The 20,166-nt window shown below is 30.3% G+C and carries 20 protein-coding genes; 5 read left to right on the top strand and 15 right to left on the bottom strand.

The genetic code is table 11. From position 1 onward, the window contains the following. The first annotated feature begins 9 nt into the window (after window positions 1–9). Window positions 10–957 carry a phosphoglycerate dehydrogenase gene (locus WY13_RS18420; protein WP_063557035.1) on the top strand — a complete coding sequence of 316 codons (948 nt, stop codon included), beginning with the start codon at window positions 10–12 and terminating at the stop codon, window positions 955–957. 73 nt (window positions 958–1,030) lie between these two features. On the opposite strand, the gene WY13_RS18415 is transcribed toward WY13_RS18420, so the two are convergent. The 12 genes from WY13_RS18415 to WY13_RS20735 form a co-directional block, all read right to left on the bottom strand. Next, window positions 1,031–2,230, bottom strand: coding sequence for a S8 family serine peptidase (locus WY13_RS18415; protein WP_063557034.1), 1,200 nt, complete (start codon window positions 2,228–2,230; stop codon window positions 1,031–1,033). A gap of 112 nt (window positions 2,231–2,342) precedes the next feature. Further along, entirely contained in the window at window positions 2,343–3,236 is an 894-nt protein-coding gene (locus tag WY13_RS18410; RefSeq protein ID WP_063557033.1) for a selenium metabolism-associated LysR family transcriptional regulator, read from the bottom strand. Window positions 3,237–3,333: 97 nt separating this feature from the next. Continuing rightward, window positions 3,334–3,765 carry a DMT family transporter gene (locus WY13_RS18405; protein WP_063557032.1) on the bottom strand — a complete coding sequence of 144 codons (432 nt, stop codon included), beginning with the start codon at window positions 3,763–3,765 and terminating at the stop codon, window positions 3,334–3,336. Window positions 3,766–3,878: 113 nt separating this feature from the next. Beyond that, on the bottom strand, window positions 3,879–4,343 hold the full coding sequence (locus WY13_RS18400) for a dUTP diphosphatase (protein ID WP_063557031.1): 465 nt from the start codon (window positions 4,341–4,343) through the stop codon (window positions 3,879–3,881). Window positions 4,344–4,635: 292 nt separating this feature from the next. Beyond that, complete coding sequence (locus WY13_RS18395; protein WP_063557030.1) at window positions 4,636–4,881, bottom strand: TM1266 family iron-only hydrogenase system putative regulator; 246 nt, start codon at window positions 4,879–4,881, stop codon at window positions 4,636–4,638. Between the two features lie 29 nt (window positions 4,882–4,910). Beyond that, complete coding sequence (asnS, locus tag WY13_RS18390) at window positions 4,911–6,302, bottom strand: asparagine--tRNA ligase (protein WP_063557029.1); 1,392 nt, start codon at window positions 6,300–6,302, stop codon at window positions 4,911–4,913. Window positions 6,303–6,545: 243 nt separating this feature from the next. After that, window positions 6,546–8,363 (bottom strand): DUF4434 domain-containing protein, encoded by a 1,818-nt coding sequence (locus WY13_RS18385; RefSeq protein ID WP_063557028.1) that lies wholly within the window; start codon window positions 8,361–8,363, stop codon window positions 6,546–6,548. A gap of 123 nt (window positions 8,364–8,486) precedes the next feature. Further along, window positions 8,487–8,987 carry an SEC-C metal-binding domain-containing protein gene (locus WY13_RS18380; RefSeq protein WP_063557027.1) on the bottom strand — a complete coding sequence of 167 codons (501 nt, stop codon included), beginning with the start codon at window positions 8,985–8,987 and terminating at the stop codon, window positions 8,487–8,489. A gap of 233 nt (window positions 8,988–9,220) precedes the next feature. Beyond that, entirely contained in the window at window positions 9,221–9,382 is a 162-nt protein-coding gene (locus tag WY13_RS20740; protein ID WP_082848569.1) for a CxxH/CxxC protein, read from the bottom strand. 62 nt (window positions 9,383–9,444) lie between these two features. Next, a complete protein-coding gene (locus WY13_RS18375; RefSeq protein WP_063557026.1) occupies window positions 9,445–10,230 on the bottom strand; it encodes an MBL fold metallo-hydrolase in 786 nt (261 codons plus the stop codon). A 29-nt stretch (window positions 10,231–10,259) separates the two neighbouring features. Next, window positions 10,260–11,522, bottom strand: a complete 1,263-nt coding sequence (locus WY13_RS18370) for a UDP-N-acetylglucosamine 1-carboxyvinyltransferase (protein WP_063557025.1) — start codon at window positions 11,520–11,522, stop codon at window positions 10,260–10,262. 260 nt (window positions 11,523–11,782) lie between these two features. Beyond that, on the bottom strand, window positions 11,783–11,950 hold the full coding sequence (locus WY13_RS20735) for a DUF1540 domain-containing protein (RefSeq protein WP_082848568.1): 168 nt from the start codon (window positions 11,948–11,950) through the stop codon (window positions 11,783–11,785). Between the two features lie 217 nt (window positions 11,951–12,167). Here WY13_RS20735 and WY13_RS18365 point away from each other — a divergent pair, with 217 nt between their 5' ends. Continuing rightward, a complete protein-coding gene (locus tag WY13_RS18365; protein WP_063557024.1) occupies window positions 12,168–12,716 on the top strand; it encodes a 2'-5' RNA ligase family protein in 549 nt (182 codons plus the stop codon). Window positions 12,717–12,815: 99 nt separating this feature from the next. Here WY13_RS18365 and WY13_RS18360 read toward each other — a convergent pair whose 3' ends face one another. Continuing rightward, window positions 12,816–14,714 carry a glutamine synthetase gene (locus tag WY13_RS18360; RefSeq protein WP_063557023.1) on the bottom strand — a complete coding sequence of 633 codons (1,899 nt, stop codon included), beginning with the start codon at window positions 14,712–14,714 and terminating at the stop codon, window positions 12,816–12,818. A 341-nt stretch (window positions 14,715–15,055) separates the two neighbouring features. Between WY13_RS18360 and murI the strand changes: the two genes are divergently transcribed. Both murI and WY13_RS18350 read left to right on the top strand, forming a co-directional pair. Next, the gene (gene murI / locus WY13_RS18355) at window positions 15,056–15,841 is read left to right on the top strand and encodes a glutamate racemase (protein ID WP_063557022.1); all 786 of its coding nucleotides are present in this window, start codon (window positions 15,056–15,058) and stop codon (window positions 15,839–15,841) included. A 126-nt stretch (window positions 15,842–15,967) separates the two neighbouring features. Beyond that, entirely contained in the window at window positions 15,968–16,636 is a 669-nt protein-coding gene (locus WY13_RS18350; protein WP_063557021.1) for an XRE family transcriptional regulator, read from the top strand. Between the two features lie 103 nt (window positions 16,637–16,739). Here WY13_RS18350 and WY13_RS18345 read toward each other — a convergent pair whose 3' ends face one another. Both WY13_RS18345 and WY13_RS18340 read right to left on the bottom strand, forming a co-directional pair. Next, entirely contained in the window at window positions 16,740–17,639 is a 900-nt protein-coding gene (locus WY13_RS18345; RefSeq protein WP_063557020.1) for a radical SAM protein, read from the bottom strand. Between the two features lie 78 nt (window positions 17,640–17,717). Further along, window positions 17,718–18,767 (bottom strand): YkvI family membrane protein, encoded by a 1,050-nt coding sequence (locus WY13_RS18340; protein WP_063557019.1) that lies wholly within the window; start codon window positions 18,765–18,767, stop codon window positions 17,718–17,720. 359 nt (window positions 18,768–19,126) lie between these two features. Between WY13_RS18340 and WY13_RS18335 the strand changes: the two genes are divergently transcribed. Next, window positions 19,127–20,158, top strand: coding sequence for a hypothetical protein (locus tag WY13_RS18335; protein WP_242866546.1), 1,032 nt, complete (start codon window positions 19,127–19,129; stop codon window positions 20,156–20,158). The last annotated feature ends 8 nt before the right edge of the window (window positions 20,159–20,166 follow it).

Raw genomic sequence — 20,166 nt, 5'->3', positions numbered from 1 at the left:
GTGAGTCTTATGGAAATTAAATTACTGTGTACTCGTGATTTTGGAAATAAAAGTATCAGCGGCATACAAAGATTGGGATATGACATAGAAGTAGTTGAAGATGACAATTTGTATTATAAGGATGAATTTAAGGATGCAGAGGTTTTGTTATGCTATGATCCTTTTAAAACTTTAGATATAGGTAAAATGAACAAGCTAAAATGGATACAGCTTTTTAGTGTTGGAATAGATCAGGTTCCCAAGGATGATATTAGGAAGAAAAATATAATTTTGACTAATAATAAGGGTGGATATAGCATACCTATGGGAGAATGGATAGTATTAAAGATATTAGAAATGCTAAAGCACAGTCAGAAGTTCTATGAAAAGCAAAAAAATAAGATCTGGAAAATGGATATGGGAATATTGGAATTGTGGGACAAAACGGTAGGATTTATAGGTACAGGTAGTATAGCTAAAGAAGCGGCAAGTAGATTGAAATCATTTGGTGTAAAAATTTTAGGCTTAAATACAAAGGGCAGTGATGTGGAACATTTTGATAAGTGTTTCTCTTTGGAAAATGTAGAAGATATGTTAAAGTTATCTGATATAGTAGTAGTGTCTATTCCCTATACTAAGAAAACCAATCATTTAGTAAATGAAAACTTATTTAAAAGTATGAAAAATGGAGTTTACATAGTGAACATTGCTAGAGGATCTATATTAGATGAAAAGGCTTTACTAGAGAACATAAAAAATGGGAAAATAGCAGGAGCCGCTTTAGATGTGGTAGAAAATGAGCCTTTAGATGAAAGTAGTCCTTTTTGGAAATTTGAAAATGTAACTATAACGCCTCATAATTCTTGGGTATCGGATCAAGTGGACGCTAGGAGATTTAATATGATATATGATAATCTAAAAAGGTATGCATCAGGAGACAAGTTAGTAAACATAGTAGATATAAATAAGGGTTATTAGAATTAAATTATATTTTGTTAAATGATAAACTACAAAGAATAGATCAAACTATTCATTTGTAGTTATTTTATATTTAAGGCAATAATTTATTTAAATCCAACATACCAGAACCTTGACACCATTTTGGTACGTTGAGCAGGCTGCAGGATATTTTTAAAAGAGAACTTAGATCATTGAAAGTGAGGTCAGGATTATTTTCATACATTAAGGCACATACACCACTTATATAGGCTGCGGCGCAGGAGGTGCCAGTATAATATACATATGGATTTTCAAGTGGTTTTGGATATAGTTTCGCTCCATTTCGCTGGGGTATATATTGTGTATTTGAATTTATAGAACATATATTTACGCAAGCAGCGCTCAGGTCAGGTTTTTGAATTTTATTAATAGGACCGCAGGAAGAGTATTTATAGGGCTTAAGATCTTTAAGAGTTGTATCAATACCTGCAGCAGTTATACAATTGTTTAAAGTGGCAATGCCTTTTATGCTACCTTGAAGGTTACCTCGGTGACCAGCCGGCACTATAATTGTTATGTTTAATTTAACAGCTATTTCAAACATTTTTTCAAATAAGGATAGTATGAAATGATTATCCATATCTAGTTCAAAGGGAAGGCAAATTATTTTTATTTTTTCATCTGAGCTTTCATTCAATAATAGCTGAAGTGAAAATAATATATCTGATACATAGCCTTTACCTAGAGCATTAAAGGCTTTTATAGAGTAAATACTGCTGTTTTCTGCAATACCTTTATATAGCCCTTTGGACTCAATACCGCTGCCGCACATAATTCCACTCATAAAAGTACCATGTCCATTGTCATCATAGGGATATTTATATGAGTTTATTAAATCCACAAATTTTGTTATCTTATTTTTAGGATTCAAAAGATCTGGGTGAGGGTAAGAACCTGAGTCTATTAACCCTATACATACATTTTTACCTGTGAGCTTGTAGTTATCCTCAAATACTATACCATTTGAAGCAAGTACGCTATTATTACCGCATAGTAGAGCACAGCAGTCATTTGTCACGTAACGTACTTGAGGAAATTCTATTATCCTGTTTATAGAACGAGAGGTTAAGGTGGCACATATGCAATTTATAATTGGAATTGAACGTATTATTTTACCGTTGTACAGCTTTACTTTTTTTTCTATAGTTTCCACAAGAGAATTACATTTTATTATAACTCTGTAGGTTTTATACAATCCCTTGTCCATTGATAATTTTAGGTTAAGTTCCAATTTGCTTTTTATGGAAAACATATTATTCTCCTTAAAATTTATTACAATATATTATAATGCTTATTACAGTATATGTGCTATAGTTAAAATTTTATGTATAAGTTAATTTACGGAAAAAAACCCCTATAGCATACTAATCTATCTTAAAACATTTTTTACAAAAGTTAAAAAATGATTTTGATGTTGGAGTAAGAGATCTTTTAGAACTTATAATAAGATATATGGATCTAGTTAGTGGAATATCCTTTATAGTACTTTCCTTTATAAGTCCCAGGGATATATAATTTTTAAGTACTTGCTTTGAAACTACAGCTATACCAAATCCCTTTCTTACAAATTGTATAAGAGTGCTTATATTATTTACTTCTAAACATGAAGTTATGTGGGAAGTGCTATATCCATTTTTTATTAAGGCATCTTCAAAGGTCTTTCTTGTAGCAGAACCTTTTTCCCGTAATATAAAATTGTATTTAAAAAGGGAAGGCATGTCTATAATATCAGGAAAGTTAAAGGAAGGATGAGATATAATCACTAGCTCATCTTTAGTTAATTCATAACTTTCAATTTTTTCATCGTCTATAGGTTCTCCTATTAATCCAATTTCAAAATTAAATTTTATTATGTTATCAATTATTTTTGAAGAGTTTAATTCTAATACATCGAAGGTTACATCAGGATGTATATTATGAAATTTTTCTATTAGGGAAGGAACTAAGGTGTTACAGGGAGTAGTACTAGAAGCTAATTTTAAATTACCAGTTATAGTTTCATTAAAATTAGTTAACGTATATATGGCGTTGTCACGGATTTCTAAAAGTTCTAATGCAAAGTTTAGAAAAGATTCTCCTGCAGGAGTAAGACGTATCTCTTTAGAAGTCCTGTCAAATAAGTATACTTTTAATTCTTTTTCTAAAATAGAAATGTGAGAACTAATGGCAGGCTGAGATAAAAAACTGAAATTTGCAGCCTTTGAAAAGCTTTTAAATTTAGCTACATTTATAAAAGCCTCTATTTGTTTAAAATCCATTAAAAATTCCCCCTCAAAATGGTAACTTTAATCTTTTAACATATCCTGTATTAATTATATATTTATTTAATTAATTAGTCTAATATATTAGAAATGACTAGCCCCTCCATTTAAGTATTATTATACCTAAAACCATCATAATTAATCCTACTATTTTATTTGTCGTAAAACTTATTTTCTGGGAATCAAACAGTCCCCAAAAATCAATTAAGGCTGCAGTAGCAAGTTGAGCAACTAAAATTATTGCAATAGAATGAGTTGGTCCTAGAAATTTAATGCCTTGTATTACAGTTACTGTTATGATTATACCTAAAATACCACCTAAAAGGTATAACTTTTTACAGCAGCCTATGTTTTGTAAGGTGTTTTTTTTGCTAAAAAAAGTTAACAGGAGCGCTATTACAAACCCAGTACCTTGAACTATTGTAGTTGTGATCCATAGTCCTAATTTATCGCTTAATCTAGTATTAAATACACCCTGAATGCTCATGCTTACTCCTGCTAATATTGAATAAAGTATACCAAACAATTTGTATCGCCTCCTACAGTAGTTTAACCATAGGAGATCTATATTATTAAAACTTTGTTTGTAAAAAATATTCTCAAGGCTATGCACTTGAGAATATTAGAAGTTAAGTTTATTTACATAAGAACAGAATGTTTAGAATAGTAAGCATTTTCTATAGTTTTAGTGGAAAATCCTAGGCTGTATCCTAAACTCAAAAAATCTTCGAATAAAGTTATGTAATGATCTTTAGATGAACAGACGATAAAGTCGTTTATATCAATATATAAATTTAAGAATTGAGATGTAATATCTCCATCGTTGGTTTTTACGTTTATTTTAATATCAGTAAATTTTTTTTCAAGTCCTAGAGTCAGTATAAAATTTAAAGAATTTATATACTCCTTTAAAATTAAATCATTGTTTGCAGTTACATCATTACTCCAAAAATTAAAACACTGGGTTTGATTAGCCAGTTCAGCCATCTTTACTTGAAGTGCAAGAGTTTCCTTTGAAATTAAAGAATCTTTTTTTATAGAAATGTTATTTCTAATTCTGCTATTTAAATTTTCTTGTAATTCAAATAATTTTACTATATTCATGCATAGGCCGCCTTTCTCTATATATAATTATTATAAAATTTTTTTACAATGACTTTTCCTACATATTATATTTTAGCGAAATTTAATAAATATTGAAACAATGTGCAACCGGTTACAATGAAAAAAACTATAAAAATTTATAAATTTTTATAATTTTTCGTATAAGGTAATTTTGATGTCAAAAATAAAAGGTTTACAAAGTAATTCTATTATGTAAGGATATTTTGAACACAAAAATAAGACTTCCTTAATTTTATGTAAATTTTAGAAGTCTTATTCTTATTTAATAAAATTATTTTTTGGTTATAGCAGTTTTTACCGTTATTCCATCTAGCTTACCTAACTTCCCAGTCATGGAACTTATTTCATCTGAGGTACCGTCTACTATTACTGATATAACTGAAACGTTTTTTTCTCTGTATGGAATACCTAATCTTCCTACTATGATATTTGAAAAAGAATGAAGTATAGTATTTACTTTTGGAGAGTTTTCAAGGTCGTTTACTACTATACCAACTACGCCTATTCTTTTTTCCATACAATATTACCCCCTTAAGAATTAGTGCATTAAAATTCAGCAGAACCAGTTGTTCTAGGAAATGGAATTACATCTCGTATATTAGACATACCAGTTATATACATTAGTATTCTTTCAAACCCAAGGCCAAAACCGGAATGTTTAGTTTCTCCATATTTTCTAAGTTCCAAGTACCACCAATAATCCTTTTTATTAAGTCCAAGCTCTTCTATTCTTTTTTCAAGAACTTTATATCGTTCTTCTCTTTGGCTTCCTCCAATTATCTCTCCTACTCCTGGTACTAAAAGATCTGCAGCTGCAACTGTTTTACCATCTTCATTTTCCCTCATATAGAATGCTTTTATGGCTTTTGGATAATCGGTAACAAATATAGGCTTTTTAAATACTTTTTCAGTTAGATATCTTTCGTGTTCTGTTTGAAGGTCAATACCCCACTCTACTGGATATTCAAATGATGCTCCACTTTTCTTTAATATATCCACAGCCTCAGTGTAAGTTATTCTACCAAATTCTGAATTAGCTACATTATCTAATCTATTGAATAAAGTTTTATCTATGAAAGAATTGAAAAAGGCCATTTCTTCTGGTGCATTTTCAAGCACGTAATTTATTACATATTTTACTAGTTCTTCTGCCACATCCATATAATCTTTCAATTCAGCAAAGGCCATTTCAGGTTCTATCATCCAAAATTCAGCAGCATGTCTAGCTGTATTTGAATCCTCTGCTCTAAAAGTAGGACCAAAAGTATATACATTTCTAAAAGCAAGAGCCATAGTTTCTGCGGACAATTGACCACTTACAGTTAAATTTGTTTCTTTACCAAAGAAATCTTTTGAATAGTCTACGCTGCCATCTTCCTTTTTAGGAATGTTATTTAAATCCATGGAAGTTACTTTAAACATTTCTCCAGCACCTTCACAGTCACTTCCAGTTATTAAAGGTGTGTTTGCATATACAAATCCCCTTTCCTGGAAGAATTTATGAACTGCATAGGCTGCTATAGAACGAACTCTAAATACTGCAGAAAAAGTATTGCTTCTTGATCTCAAGTGAGCGATGGTTCTAAGATATTCTAAAGTATGTCTTTTCTTTTGAAGAGGGTAGTCTGAAGATGAATTACCTTCTAATGTTATTTTCTTGGCCTGTATTTCAAAAGGCTGTTTTGCATTAGGTGTAAGAACCAAGGTGCCCTCTATAGATAATGATGAGCTGATAGCTAATTTTGTTAGCTCTTTAAAGTTAGTCAATTTTTCATCAAAAACTATTTGAATGTTTTTGAAAAATGATCCATCATTTAATTCTATAAAGCCGAATGATTTAGAATCTCTTAGGGTTCTAATCCAGCCTGAAATTTTAACATCTTTGTCTACAAATTTTTCAGTTTCTCTATAAAGAGATTTTATCAATGTGCTTTCCATAATTTTCCTCCATAGGTACGTTGTATTTTAAATTTTGATAACTGCTTTAAAATATTGAATTAACTGAATACACAGTTTTTAAGATTAGCATGAACTTTATAAATAGGTTCTTGGTATCAGAGGGAGTTTTAACTCTATCTGATGCTTAGGAATCGTTATTTAGTCACATTCTATTATATTATACAATAATATAATAGGTATGCAAACGAAAAATTTACATTAAACATATGTACAGCGGTGTTTTTAGTTACTTCGCACTTCAACTTCATCTATAAAAGTATAATAATTAGGTTTAGTAACAGAAGTTAGTTTTACATATCTTGCATTTATAGGCCTGGACAAAGTTAAATATAGTGGATATTTGGAACCATATCTATCCGAAAAAGGTACAGAAGGAATCCTAAAAAGTCCTACAGGGGTAAAATTTACACCATCTTCAGATACGGCAATAGAAGCTCTATCGGGAAGTTCAGCCCAAGAAATTGTGTCTCTAAAATAACTTACCATGAATTGTTCCACTTGTTTTGAACTTCCTAGATCTATAGTTATATCTATGGGTTTAGTGTACCAACCTACCAAAGCTTTGTCTTTTACTGAATTTACAGAAGCAAACTTTCCGTCAGTAAGTTTTTTAAGCATTGTATCATTGTAATTTTCGTGGGGCATAGGAAGCAAGGTGTAAGTACAATTTCTTGAAAGCAAGTTTGGAAGCTTTTTTATAGAATCCACTGCAGCTACTGCAGACTTTGAAGGTTTTGATACATTGCCCGAAAAACCTAGAGATCTTACTTCATAAGTACAATGTTTTGTATCTCCCCGTAGTAAAGGTATATCTGTAATGGCTTTAGTAAAAGATTGAGGATTACCTCCATATTTCCTTTGGGTCATAATACGAGAAATTAGGGTACCGTTTCTGTAAACTTCATAGCCGCAAATATTATTAGAGTTTTTAGGTGCCGACCAGGCTATTTTAAACTTATTTTTTTCTATAGTTGATACAGTTAAATTTTGAGGAATATCTAATTTTTTTATAGGAAGCTTGCCTTTTTTTACATAATAAGAATATGCCTCATTAAAGCCACTGTCTATATTATTTGGACTATAATAATGGCTGTAAGAAAAACATATTATATTATCCACGCAGGGCTGTTCCAAAGTGAGTTGTTTTAAAAACCTGTCTAAAGGTGCACTGGAGTTATTGGCATAATCAAAGTTTTCAACGTTGGCCCAAAATAACATGCCAGGTTTGCTATCTACAGCTTTTCTAAGGGCAGTATACCATGAATTAACTTCTTCTAGTTTTAGTCTGCCACTTCCTACGCAATCTTGAGGGCAAAATATATCTCCTTTTCTAAAATTTGTTTTTGAAAAAACATATTTCCAATCTGCTTCATATTCTTTGGCAGTACCTGCAGATGAATTCATGAAAGGGGATAATAAAATAGGAAGACGCTCTTTTCTTTCACTAAGAGTTTTAAGGTGAACATTTATAGCGTTTATTAGATAGTCATATTTATTGAACTTATTAAATTTAGCATTATCTACTTCATAGGGAAAGTACCATCCATAAAAGGCATTAGGATATTTACGGTGATAGTTCTTATATAAATCATCAGCTATAAGACTGCTTCTTTCCATTTGAGAATTTAACCAGACGGAGTTTTCCGGAGATACTTGCCACCACTCATTGTTATAGTTGGTATCCACAAAAACTTTTATGTTTAATTTTTCAGCATTTTTTAAGCATAAATCCACAGGATCAACGTTAGGATATAACTTCGGGTAGTTTGTGTTTGAATTTTTATATGAAATCTTAGTAACGTTGCCATTAGTTTGGGAGACACCAGATAGCACCAAATACTTCATTTTGTCTTGCTTTAGATATGTTAGTTCCTTCTTCCAATCACTATCTGACCAATTTTGAGTTAGATCTAACTGGATAAATGACCCGGTGACTATGGGGTGATTTTTATTAGACTTGAGTGGGCTATTAAAATAAATAAACGTAAAAAGAGCAATTGCTAAAATTGAAACTATTAGTATAGCTTTTTTATTTTTCATATTTATAAAATCCCTCCTTTATGAAAACTTAAGTTTCATTTGATAATAATACATACAATATAATAATAAAAATGGAGCAAACTTTAAAAAGCTTACTCCAAATTAAACATGAAAATCATATGCTTATTTTTTGCCACAGCACTGTTTATACTTTTTACCGCTGCCGCATGGACAAGGATCATTTCTACCAACCTTAGTTTTATTTACTATGGTTTTAGAAGAAACCCATTGTTTATGTATTTCTCTTCTTTTTTGATTTGAAAATATAGACTCCCACTGAGGAAGATCATACAGATAATCAGCTTTGGCATCTAACATGTTAAAGTACAATTTTTCAAAATTAATTTCTATAGCAATTTTTGAATCTACCTTTAAGTCTTCAAGAACTAAAGGTTTTTCAAGACTGTCATTTATTCCATCTAAAAATCCCATAAAAAATACTTCTGAAGTTTCAAATTTTTTTGCTAAATTTTTTATAGCTCCATCTATAGTGCCCTCATGTTCAGATAAAATTTTTGTATAAATATTTTTTTCAATTGAGCCATATTCTTTCCAAAAGGCAGCCTCACCTTTTGCCTTTACAAAATTTACAACCATATTTGTCCAATCTTCATACAAACTCATAATTTATCCTGCTGTATACATTTTTTTTACAGCAGTACCTCCCTTCAAACTACAGATAAATATATAGGTGTTCTAACTTAAGGGCTGATTTGTATTAATACAATGCCAGCCTTTGTCTAAAGTCACCACATTTATCTTCTATTTTAAATATTTTGTCTAAGTTAAAAATCTTTTTAATAAAAAACCTATACTGACGTATTATAATAAAAATTATTATATTTTGCAATTCCTTTTTAAGGTTTTGATTTTAAGGCGTAAGTGGCTTCTCTGCTGCAATAAGTACACTTATGACCTGTTATATTTACCAAATAGGGAAAAGTTTCATTATCCACCAAAAAGTCATCAAAAGCTATGTCAATATGATGATCACAGCAATATGTAGTTTCTCTTTCCATCTTATATCACTCCTGACAGTTTTCACAAGGCAAAATTAACTGTATAAAATCTTCCCATACTTTTAAAAGCTTATATAATTGCTGGGTTGATCACGTCTTGCCATGGATATGCTTACATCAGTATTTAATTTAATTCCACATTCTCTTAAACTATTTGTTACAGTTTCATAGGCCAATTCAGGATAATTATTTATTTTACTTAAATGTCCTAAAATAATTTTTTTGAATTTTCCATTTAAAATGTCTGGGATGACCATTCCACAGTCATCATTAGATAAGTGACCTACTTTACTTAGAATTCTCCTTTTTAAATCATAGGGATAAGGTCCAAACTTTAACATTTCTACATCGTGGTTACTTTCTAAAAGAATTAAATCTGAATCTTTTAATATATCCTTGATGTCATCTGATATAAATCCTAAGTCTGTTGCTACACATGCTTTCTTGTTCTCACAGTTAATTGCATATCCATAAGGATCTGCAGCATCATGGGATATACTATAACTTACTATGTCCATGTCTTTTATGTTTATATAATTGTCATAGATTATTTTAATATTATGCTCTTTTATCTTGCCTATAGATTTTAACATGGCTTTCCAGGTAAGGTTATTTGCATATATAGGTATATCATATTTCCTAGATAACACACCTACACCTTTAATATGGTCACTGTGTTCATGGGTAACTAGTATGGCGTCTATATCATTTGGCTTATGTCCAATTTTTAAAAGAGCATTTTCTATACTTTTACCAGAAAGTCCTGCATCTATCAGAATTTTAGCATTATCAGATGCTATAAATATGGAATTTCCACTGCTGCCGCTGTATAAAGGACAAAAAATCATAATAAATCTCCCTATTAATAATATTTGTATTACTCAGAATAAGATACTCTCTTTATATCGGCACCTAGAGCTCTAAATTTATCTTCTATATTGGGGTATCCTCTATCAATGTGCTTAATACTCAAAACTTCAGTAGTACCCTCGGCAATAAGGCCAGCTATAACCATTGCAGCACCAGCTCTCAAGTCTGTTGCTTTTACAATAGCTCCACTGAGCTTACTTACGCCATCTATAATAGCGGTTCTACCTTCTACTTTAATATTAGCACCCATTTTTTTGAGCTCATCTACATGCTTAAATCTACTTTCCCATATACTTTCATTTATAATGCTTCTTCCTTCCGCTACGGTTAAAAGAGTACTTAAAGGTTGTTGTACATCTGTAGGAAATCCAGGGTAAGGTTGGGTTTTTATATTTACGCCCTTTAATTTTCCACTTGATTTTACAGTAACAGAATCACCATCTTCTATTACCTCAGCTCCCATTTCTATAAGTTTTGCTGATATAGACTCCAGGTGCTTAGGTATAACATTTTGGACAACTACTTCTCCACCGCAGGCTGCGGCTGCAATCATATATGTACCAGCCTCTATTTGATCTGGTATAACACTATAGGAGCAGCCTTTTAGTTCTTTAACCCCTACTATTCTTATTATATCAGTGCCTGCACCTTTTATATTTGCTCCCATGCTATTTAAGAAATTTGCTACATCTACTACGTGGGGTTCCTTTGCTACATTCTCTAAAGTAGTTACGCCTTCTGCAAGGGCAGCAGCTAACATTACATTTATAGTGGCCCCTACGCTTACTACGTCAAAAAATATACTTGTTCCAATCAACTTTTTAGCTTCTACTAGTACACAACCGTGTTTAATTTTAACTTGAGCACCCAAAGCTTCAAATCCTTTTATATGCTGATCTATAGGTCTAACCCCTATAGGGCATCCTCCTGGTAGTTCAACCCTGGCTTTTTTAAATCTGCCCAGCAGTGCGCCTATTAGATAATAAGAAGCCCTCATTTTTCGTACATCATCAGTGTTTGCATCTATACTATTTATAGTAGTACTATTAATTACTACTGAATTTTTACCTGTTTTTATTTCGCAGCCTAAACTTTCAAGAATTCTTTCTATGCAGTGGACGTCTTCTATATTAGGTATATTATCAATTGAGCATAATCCTTTACTGGCCATTATTGATGCCGGTAATATTGCTACAGCAGCATTTTTTGCACCGTTAATTTCTATAGAACCGGAAAGAGGCCTTCCACCATTAATTACCAATTTATCCATTCACGTATCCATCCTTATCACAAATTTATATTTATATAAAGTTTAGAAAATCTCAAATTTAATTCATATTACACAAAATTTATTATATCATAATTTTGTGTTATTTTAACATAAAATTTGAAAATATGAATGATACTCTTAAATTATAATACAAATGAAATTAATTATTTTTTAAATTAAAGCCCAGCTTTAATGACAAAGCTGGGCTGGTGGAATTGTTTTAAGTTTTTATTGTTTCAGGTAGATACTGTGGAGAATAATTATTCTTGTTTCATAAAACTACCACAGTCAGTACATTGTACGTCTTTAGCCATAGATTCATGCTTTGTAACTTCTATTTTGTCGAGAGTGCAATAATTTGTATTCTTTGCATGAAATCTGCATTCGTTTACTATACATCCAATACTATTATTTTCAGTATTATTCATAATATACCTGCTTTTAAAAGATAAATATATTTTAAAGCAGGATTTCACCTCTTTCTTTTTGTAAATTTTATAACATTAGTATTTTTACACTTAGACATATTTTATATACCTATAATTACTGGTAATTTTTAATGCTATAAGAATAATAATTATGTGATATAATGTTAGTTACATACTATACATTTTTGTAAAATTAATTTGGGGGATTGAGAAAATAATGAAATATTATTTAGTAGCTTTGTTTGATAAGGATTCCTATTCTTATATTGAGCATATACAAAGGAATATATGTAGAAAGTATAGATTGTATAAGAATATACCACCTTTACATATAACTCTTGGAGCTGTGGAAAATCCAGATATAGAGAAATTTACTAAGATTGTTTCTGATATATTAAAACCTTATAAGAAGTTTAAAGTAAAAGTGAATGAAGCTATTTGTTTTAATCAATCTTATAAGTCTGTTAATTTAAAGGTAGAAAATAAAGGATATGTAATAAGGCTTGCAAGACAGATAAATGAAACTTTAAAACTTTATAAGTTTGATGTTAGAGAGAATGGAAACGATTGGGGCTTACATACTGTACTTGCAAATACGAATTACTCCATTAAGGAATTGGCATCCAAAGAGTATGTTTCAGCTTGTAATAATGGAAAAAAAGATGAAATTTATAAAATGGCTCGAATAGATAGAATAGCACTTTGGAAGCCTATAAGCAATAGAAAGGAAACACTTATAAAAAATTTCCCTTTAAGGGATTTTTAATATAATTTGATTAAAAAGGTAGTAAACTTTAAGCTTACTACCTTCTTTATCTGATGGCTACCTACTATAACACTCCCACTAAGTAAGATTCATTGATATTTAGATATCCAATAAATTTTTCTTATAACTTGAGTATAAATCTTTGAGTTCACTAATTTTTTCTTCAGCTTCTATTTGAAGTTTAGATACTTCTTCGTAATCTCCAGCTTCTGATGCAAGTTTTATTCTAGTGAATAAGCTTTTTTTAGAATATGAATCTTTCATTAAGTAATATCTTAAGTCATTTATTTTTTGCCAATTAGCTACATCTAGGTCTAAAGCTTTATCTATGGAATGTAACATCTTACAATCTCTTATTTCATTGGAGTAATCATTTAATATTCTATGATTTAGTTCTATTAGCCATCTAGTTGTAGCTCCTAATCTAAAGCTGTTTATTAATTTATCGTCCAATACACCTTCTGCAGTTAGGACAGCTTTTTTCTCTGGGTATTTATCAAGAGCACTGAGATTTTCATATACAGTTGCAGGGGCTGTACCAAATAATCTTACTCTTTCTTCATCAGTAAAGGATTCAAATACATTTTCCTCACTTCTATATGCCCTTCCCTTTTCCAAATAATCTGCATCATCTTCAGCTTTCTTTGAAAGTTCCTTTAATAAGTCATCTTCTGTTTTTTCATTTGTAACCGCATATTTTATTCCGTCCATCATAGCTAAATATAATGTAGTTACAGCTAAATAGGTATTTGTATGAGGATTTGGAGCTCTTAATTCAAATCTTGTAGCTAAAGGATTTGCAGAATCTCTTATAACTCCTATAAGTACAGTTCTGTTTCTTGAAGGAATCTCTGCAGAATGACCTAGGGAAGTTACTATACATATAGGTGCTTCAAATCCAGGTTTTAATCTTCTGAGGGAATCAGTAGTGTTAGAAACAAAAGGATTTATAACTTCGTAGTTTTTAAGTATTCCCATTACAGAAGCATATCCAAAAATACTTAAGAAGTGTTCTTTAGTAGAAGAAAATAGATTTATAACTTTACCATCTTTAAGTTTTAATGCTATTCCTATATGGGTATGTTCTCCGCTGCCAGCTACCCCTTCAATAGGCTTAGCAAGGAAAGTAACATCTAATCCATTGCTTCTAAAAGTTTCTTCAACTATATTCTTTACAAGTAATTCATTATCTGCTGCTTGAACAGCAGTACAGTATTTCCAGTCTATTTCTAATTGTTCCATTACATGATTGAAGCTTCCTGATTTATCTACTTTAGCTTTTACACCGCCGACTTCTTTATGTCCCATTTCAGGCTTTAAACCGTATAAGTTCATATTTAATAGAGTTTCTTCTAAGGCTGTTTTTACTATACCTTTTGTTCTAGTCCAATATTGTTCTTGAAGTTCCTGAGATGTGAATAATTCTTCAGTGTGTGCTTTATCGTTAGGTGTCATTACCCAAAATTCTAGTTCTGTAGCACAAGTAGCAATTACATCATCTATATCCTCGTATTTTATTCCAAAAGATGATATGGTACTAGGGTATTTTTTAAATAAGTCTAAGAGATTTGATGTGAAATGTTCTACACAATTTTTTAAAGCATATCTAGAATCTACTGCTTTGTTTTCATGATATAGGAAACAAGGAATTCTCAGTGTTCCAACAGGCTTATTTGTTTCAAGGTCAACATTTTCTTCATTGTATTCTATATACCAATTTACATCAAGATCAGGCAACATATCTACTTTTGCATTGTTTAGTGTTGCTATTCCTGGAAGAACTACAGATGAACCGTCAGTTTGAATTGCTCCATTTAAAAAGCCATTTATATCTTTCAAAAAGACCTCAATAGGGATTTTCTCATCAGTGTTGTTACCAGAAAGATCTATACCTATAAGGGACACAAATTTTATTTCTGAATGTGCAGTTAGCATTTTCTTTAAATTTTCCTCTGAGTGCGTTTCTTTAGGCACTACATACACTAGATCTTTTAACATAATTCCATTCCTCCTATAAATAATTAGAAGAGTATCTCATTTTTAATACTCTAATATTTTTACACCTAATAAATTGCTACTTTCGTTATTTTAATAACTTAATTTTATATATCTATGATTTTATAATTAATATTGATATATGTCAATAGAATTTTGAAGGAATTTATAATTGTAATTGCAATATTAATAAGAAAGCAAGAAATTTATAACATACTTATGTTGTAGATTTAAACGATTAATTATACTCATAATTTGGTTTTTTAGATTTTTTTTGTATAGTTTAAATGTATAATATATAATAAACATAGAAAGTTTTTTGATTAGAATAATGAGGTGATAGAGTGGATTTAGAAGATAGACCTATCGGTTTTTTTGATTCTGGAATAGGTGGAATAAGTGTTTTAAAAGAAGCAGTTAAAATCTTATCAAATGAAGATTTTGTGTATTTTGGAGATTCTAAAATGGCTCCTTATGGGGTAAAAACTGCAGAAGAGGTAAAAAGACTTACTTTTAATGCAGTAGAGCTTCTATTAACAAAGAATATAAAGGCATTGGTTGTGGCCTGTAATACTGCAACTAGTGCAGCAATAATAGATTTGAGGAAAAAATATAGCAAATCTATGCCTATAATTGGCATAGAACCAGCTTTAAAACCTGCAGTAGAATTTAATAGAAAAGGTAAGATAGTAATAATGGCAACTACTATGACCCTTTCAGAAAGAAAGTTTAGTAATCTTATGAAAAAGTATGAAAGTAGATCATCGATAGAACCACTGCCATGTCCTGGCTTAGTAGAACTTATTGAGCAGGGTAAGATAGAAGGAGAGGAAGTAGAAGGCTATTTAAAGGAAAAACTAAATTCACTGAAAGATGAAGGAATTGCAGCAGTGGTATTAGGATGTACTCATTACCCGTTTGTAAAGAAAAGCATACGTAAAATTTTAAATGAGGACATCCCTATAATAGACGGAAGTAAAGGTACTGTAGAACAACTTAAAAGACAGCTTGTTAAATACCATATAAAAAACAATAAAAATAAAGCAGGGAAAGTAACAATATTTAATTCCATGGACAGTGAATCTATAATACAATTGAGTTATAAACTTTTAAAAGAGGAAAGCGTATAGAAAGTTTAAAGTTAAAATATCAAAGTTCAAATAATGACTTCCTTCTTGCATTAGGAAATTTATAATTTTAATATTTTCTGACGTTAGGAGAAAAATTATCATTATCTATTAAATTAGGAGGAGAAAATGAATAGAGTAGGACAAAAAATAAAATTAGCAAGAACTGAATTGGGTATTAGTCAGAAGCAGTTAGCTAAAAAGTTAGGAGTTTCAGAGGGATTTATAAATGAAGCGGAATCTGGAAAGAGAATAGTAAATCAAAATATAATTGATAAACTTTCCAAAATATTAGGTAAAAGTATAAATGATATAACTATGTCTTTTGAAGAGGAAGTATATAAAGAAGATAAAACTCCAAAATCTTCTCCAATAGCTAAGAAGGAGAAAGTACAAGACGTTTGGAGTGAAGCTTTTGGATCTGTTTTAAAAAAGGTACCTGTTTATAAATATGATATGAGAACAGCAGTAGGATTTAGGCAGCTTCCGTTGATTGATAATAAAATAGAAGGATATGCTCAGGATAAAGTTATGTATTTGCAAGTAGAAAGTGATGATATGGAGGGATTTAGAATACAAAGGGGAGATTTAGTTTTTGTACATAGTACAGGAGAAATTTATAATAACTCCATATATCTAGTAGAGTATAATGGGAAAAGGGAATTGAGACAAATAAAGAAGCTGGATAGTAATAAGGTGCTTCTTATTAGTAGTAGAAGTGGTATAAGAACAGAAACTATTGAGATTAAAAGTTTAAAGATAATTGCTAAATTAGATAGACTTGAAATAAAACTTTAATTTGGAATTAAAGATGAATATTTAGGATATAACTAGGCAAATAAAAGATGTGGTGAAATTGGCTGGGATAGGAACAGGAATTCTATTCTAGCCAATTTTTAATTTAAATTCCTTCTAAGTTGAAGTCAGGTACAAAACTTTTAGAAGAACTTGTACTTTCTTGAATAAATGCGTTTTTTATTCCTAGAGATAGGCAATAATTTATAAATGAATCATAGTGCTTGGGGCTTAAAGGCCTATTTATTTCAGGAAACTTATAAGAATTATACATAGGTGTATACTGATTCATTATGCTTATGTAAACTGAATCTCCAAAGGTATTATATATATAATCTATTATTTTTTTTGAGTCAAATAATAAACCGGGCAGCATGAGGTGCCGTATTATAACGCCTTTTGTTACCATGCCGTTTTTATCAAATTTTATAGTGCCTACTTGGTTAAACATTTTTTCTATGGCTTTTGAAGCATAGCTAAAATAGTCGGGGGCATGAGAATACTTAACTGCATATTTGTTATTAAAATATTTTAAATCAGGAAGATACACATCTATATATCCTTTCAGGTCTTTTAAAGTAGCTGCATTTATATAGCTGTTAGTATTGAATAATACTGGTAGCTGAAGACCTTTTGATTTAGCTATATCCAGGGCTTCAATTATTTGTGGAATATAATGGGTTGGAGTAACTAAATTTATGTTGTGAGCATTTCTATCTTGTTGCTCTAGAAAAATTTCACTAAGTCTTTTTATGGATACTTCTTTTCCTATGTTTTCAGCACTTATAGTGTGATTCTGGCAAAAAACACATCTTAGATTACAATTAGAAAAAAATATAGTTCCTGAACCATTAATACCAGAAATGCAGGGTTCTTCCCACTTATGTAAGGATACTTTGGCTATTTTTATATTTTTGCCAGCATTACAAAAGCCAGTTGAGCCTTTTAATCTGTTTGTTTTGCAGGATCTAGGACATAAGATGCAATTTTCCAAATAGTTTTGCATAAAAGCACTTCCTTTAAAGTTTAGATAATTAAAAATTAATATGAGTACAGCTTTTTAATTATAACATAAGGAAGTAATTCATTTATTATAATTTCTAAGATAAAAAACAATACATTGTACTATAAATATAAGACTTACTAAACCAAAAGCGGGATATAAAAATGAAATTAGTTTTACAAAACCAATTTGTGATACAGGAATTGTAATTAATATTATTATAATTACTGATGTTTTATAGGATATATTAAATACTTCTTCAAAATTCTTTCCCACACTATATATATTAGATACTTCTGTAGAAAACATCTCCAACCAAATTATAGCAAGCAGTATTATTTCTAATATTTTCCCAAAACGATTTGCTATGTAGAGGAGAGGAATTTCATATTTGAATATATAGGGTATATTCAAAATTAGCATGAAGTTTATTATAAAAACCAGTATTGTAAGGATTAAGGAGCCGATAATAGAACCTGCAATAAGACTTTTCTTCTTGTTTATGGAAAGACTTAAAGGTACTAAAACGCCACTGCAAGATAACACATTAAAACTGGAGTACATTAATGAAGAAAAAAACCAGCTCTGTTTACAGCAGTTTATGTTTTTTAAGCTAGATATATTTAGATTTTTATAAAAAGCTAAATACAATATAAATAAGGTTACTATTACTAGTATAAGTGAAGGAACTATGACTGAATTTATTTCAAGTAGCCCTTTAGTATCTCTAAATAATATAATTATAGCTATAAATATCATAAATATTATACCTATCCACCGTGATATTCCAAAGTATTGATGAATTAGGGCACCACTTCCAGCAAGTATTATAGCTGATCCGCCAATTAAGAAAAAAGTAGTTAGGGAATTGGTAACTATACCCAAAAACCCAGGGCTTACTAAGGATATGAGTCCATCATAAGAGTTTAAGTTATATTTTTTGCTTATGTTAATTATTATAATTGACATTACTATGTATATAATGCAGCAGATCAATATGCCTATGAAGCTTTTGTAACCATATTGGGTAAAAAATTGGCTTATTTCTTGCCCTGATGCTAAGCCAGCACCAACTATTGTACCTATAAATACAGCGGCTACTTGGAAAATCAAAACAATCTCTTTACTCAAAAATATCCCTCCAGTAATATAATTTTTAATTTTACTTATGTCCACTTTTCCGAAAAGGCAGCCATCGGCTAAATATGTCCTATATATAAATATATAAATAACATATAAAAATAATGAATTATAAATTAAAATTTTATTTACGGGAAAAATAAAGTTTAAGTGAATTAATTAAGGCATTTGAAAGAAAATAGGTTGGCATGCTGACTAGTTATTTCTTTGAAAATGACTTAACTTAGTAGAAGGAGGTGGATTTCTACTACAGAGTAAAAACTGGGAGTAGGAAGTATATGAGAAAAAGAAGTATAATTTGTACCATATTATTTATAATTTTTTCGTGTAGTTTAATATGCGGGTGCAGTTTGAATAAAAAAGAAGATACTAAAGAGTCAAATGAAAGTTTCGATATGAAAGCAGCAGGTAATACGGTAGATACTTATATGAAATATCTCATGAAAAGCGATGTTGAGAATATTAAAAAATTATATTCCAAGGAACTCCTGAAAAGTCCTATAAAGAGTGAAAATCAAAATTTAAAAATTGTTGGATATAGTTTAAGTGATAGCAGTGAAATTGGAAAGTCGGGGCAATTTAAGGTAAAGGTGGCAAGAGTAGATTTAAGCAAACCTTTTGCAGTGTTAGATGAATATTCTATAAAAATAGTAAAGGAAGGTAATGACTATAAGATTGATAAGACTAGTGATGTTGTGGATAGGGAAGCATTTATTGAAAAAGATAAAATAAAAATGAGAAATAAAAATGATGTAAAGACAAATATAGTAATAGACATAACAAATGTACCTAATTATGTATTCCCAAAAGATGATAAGGTAAATATAGATAAGGCTGCTGTACCCAAAAATAACTTTGGTATAATTGATTTTTCCTATACGGGAGATAACATGGCAATGGTTACTTATAACAAAGATTCGTATATAGGTGTAATAAAAATAGATGAAAGCATGTCAACACAATCCCAGGATTCTGATGGACAGCAGGGCGATGGCGGTGACAGCAAGGATGGAGGAGAAGGCGGTAAAAAGGGTGAAGTCGAGAAAACAGTAGGTAAAAATATAACTAATTTAGATCTTCTAAAGGATTCTAAAGTAGAATTTGTAACATTTTCTCAAGATGAAAAATTTGTTATGGCACAATATACAAATGAAAATATAGGTCATTGTATAAGGCTCTATAAGGCAAATTCAGGAGATATAGTGGATTACAAGTTTGAAGAAAAATTTCCTCTTGATAAAGTGGATGTAGTTTTTTCCTCTTTTGATGAGGATATATTAAACTTTGATGTTATATCAAAAAATAATAGTAGTGAATCACTTTCTAAACTAACTGGTAAGTGGAAGTTAAGTCTAAAAAATTTTAAAGCAGTGAAAATGTAATATTGTGA

Origin of the sequence: Clostridium ljungdahlii (assembly GCF_001636845.1) — a bacterium.
Taxonomy (GTDB): domain Bacteria; phylum Bacillota; class Clostridia; order Clostridiales; family Clostridiaceae; genus Clostridium_B; species Clostridium_B ljungdahlii_A.
This window is presented reverse-complemented; position numbering and strand designations above follow the sequence as displayed.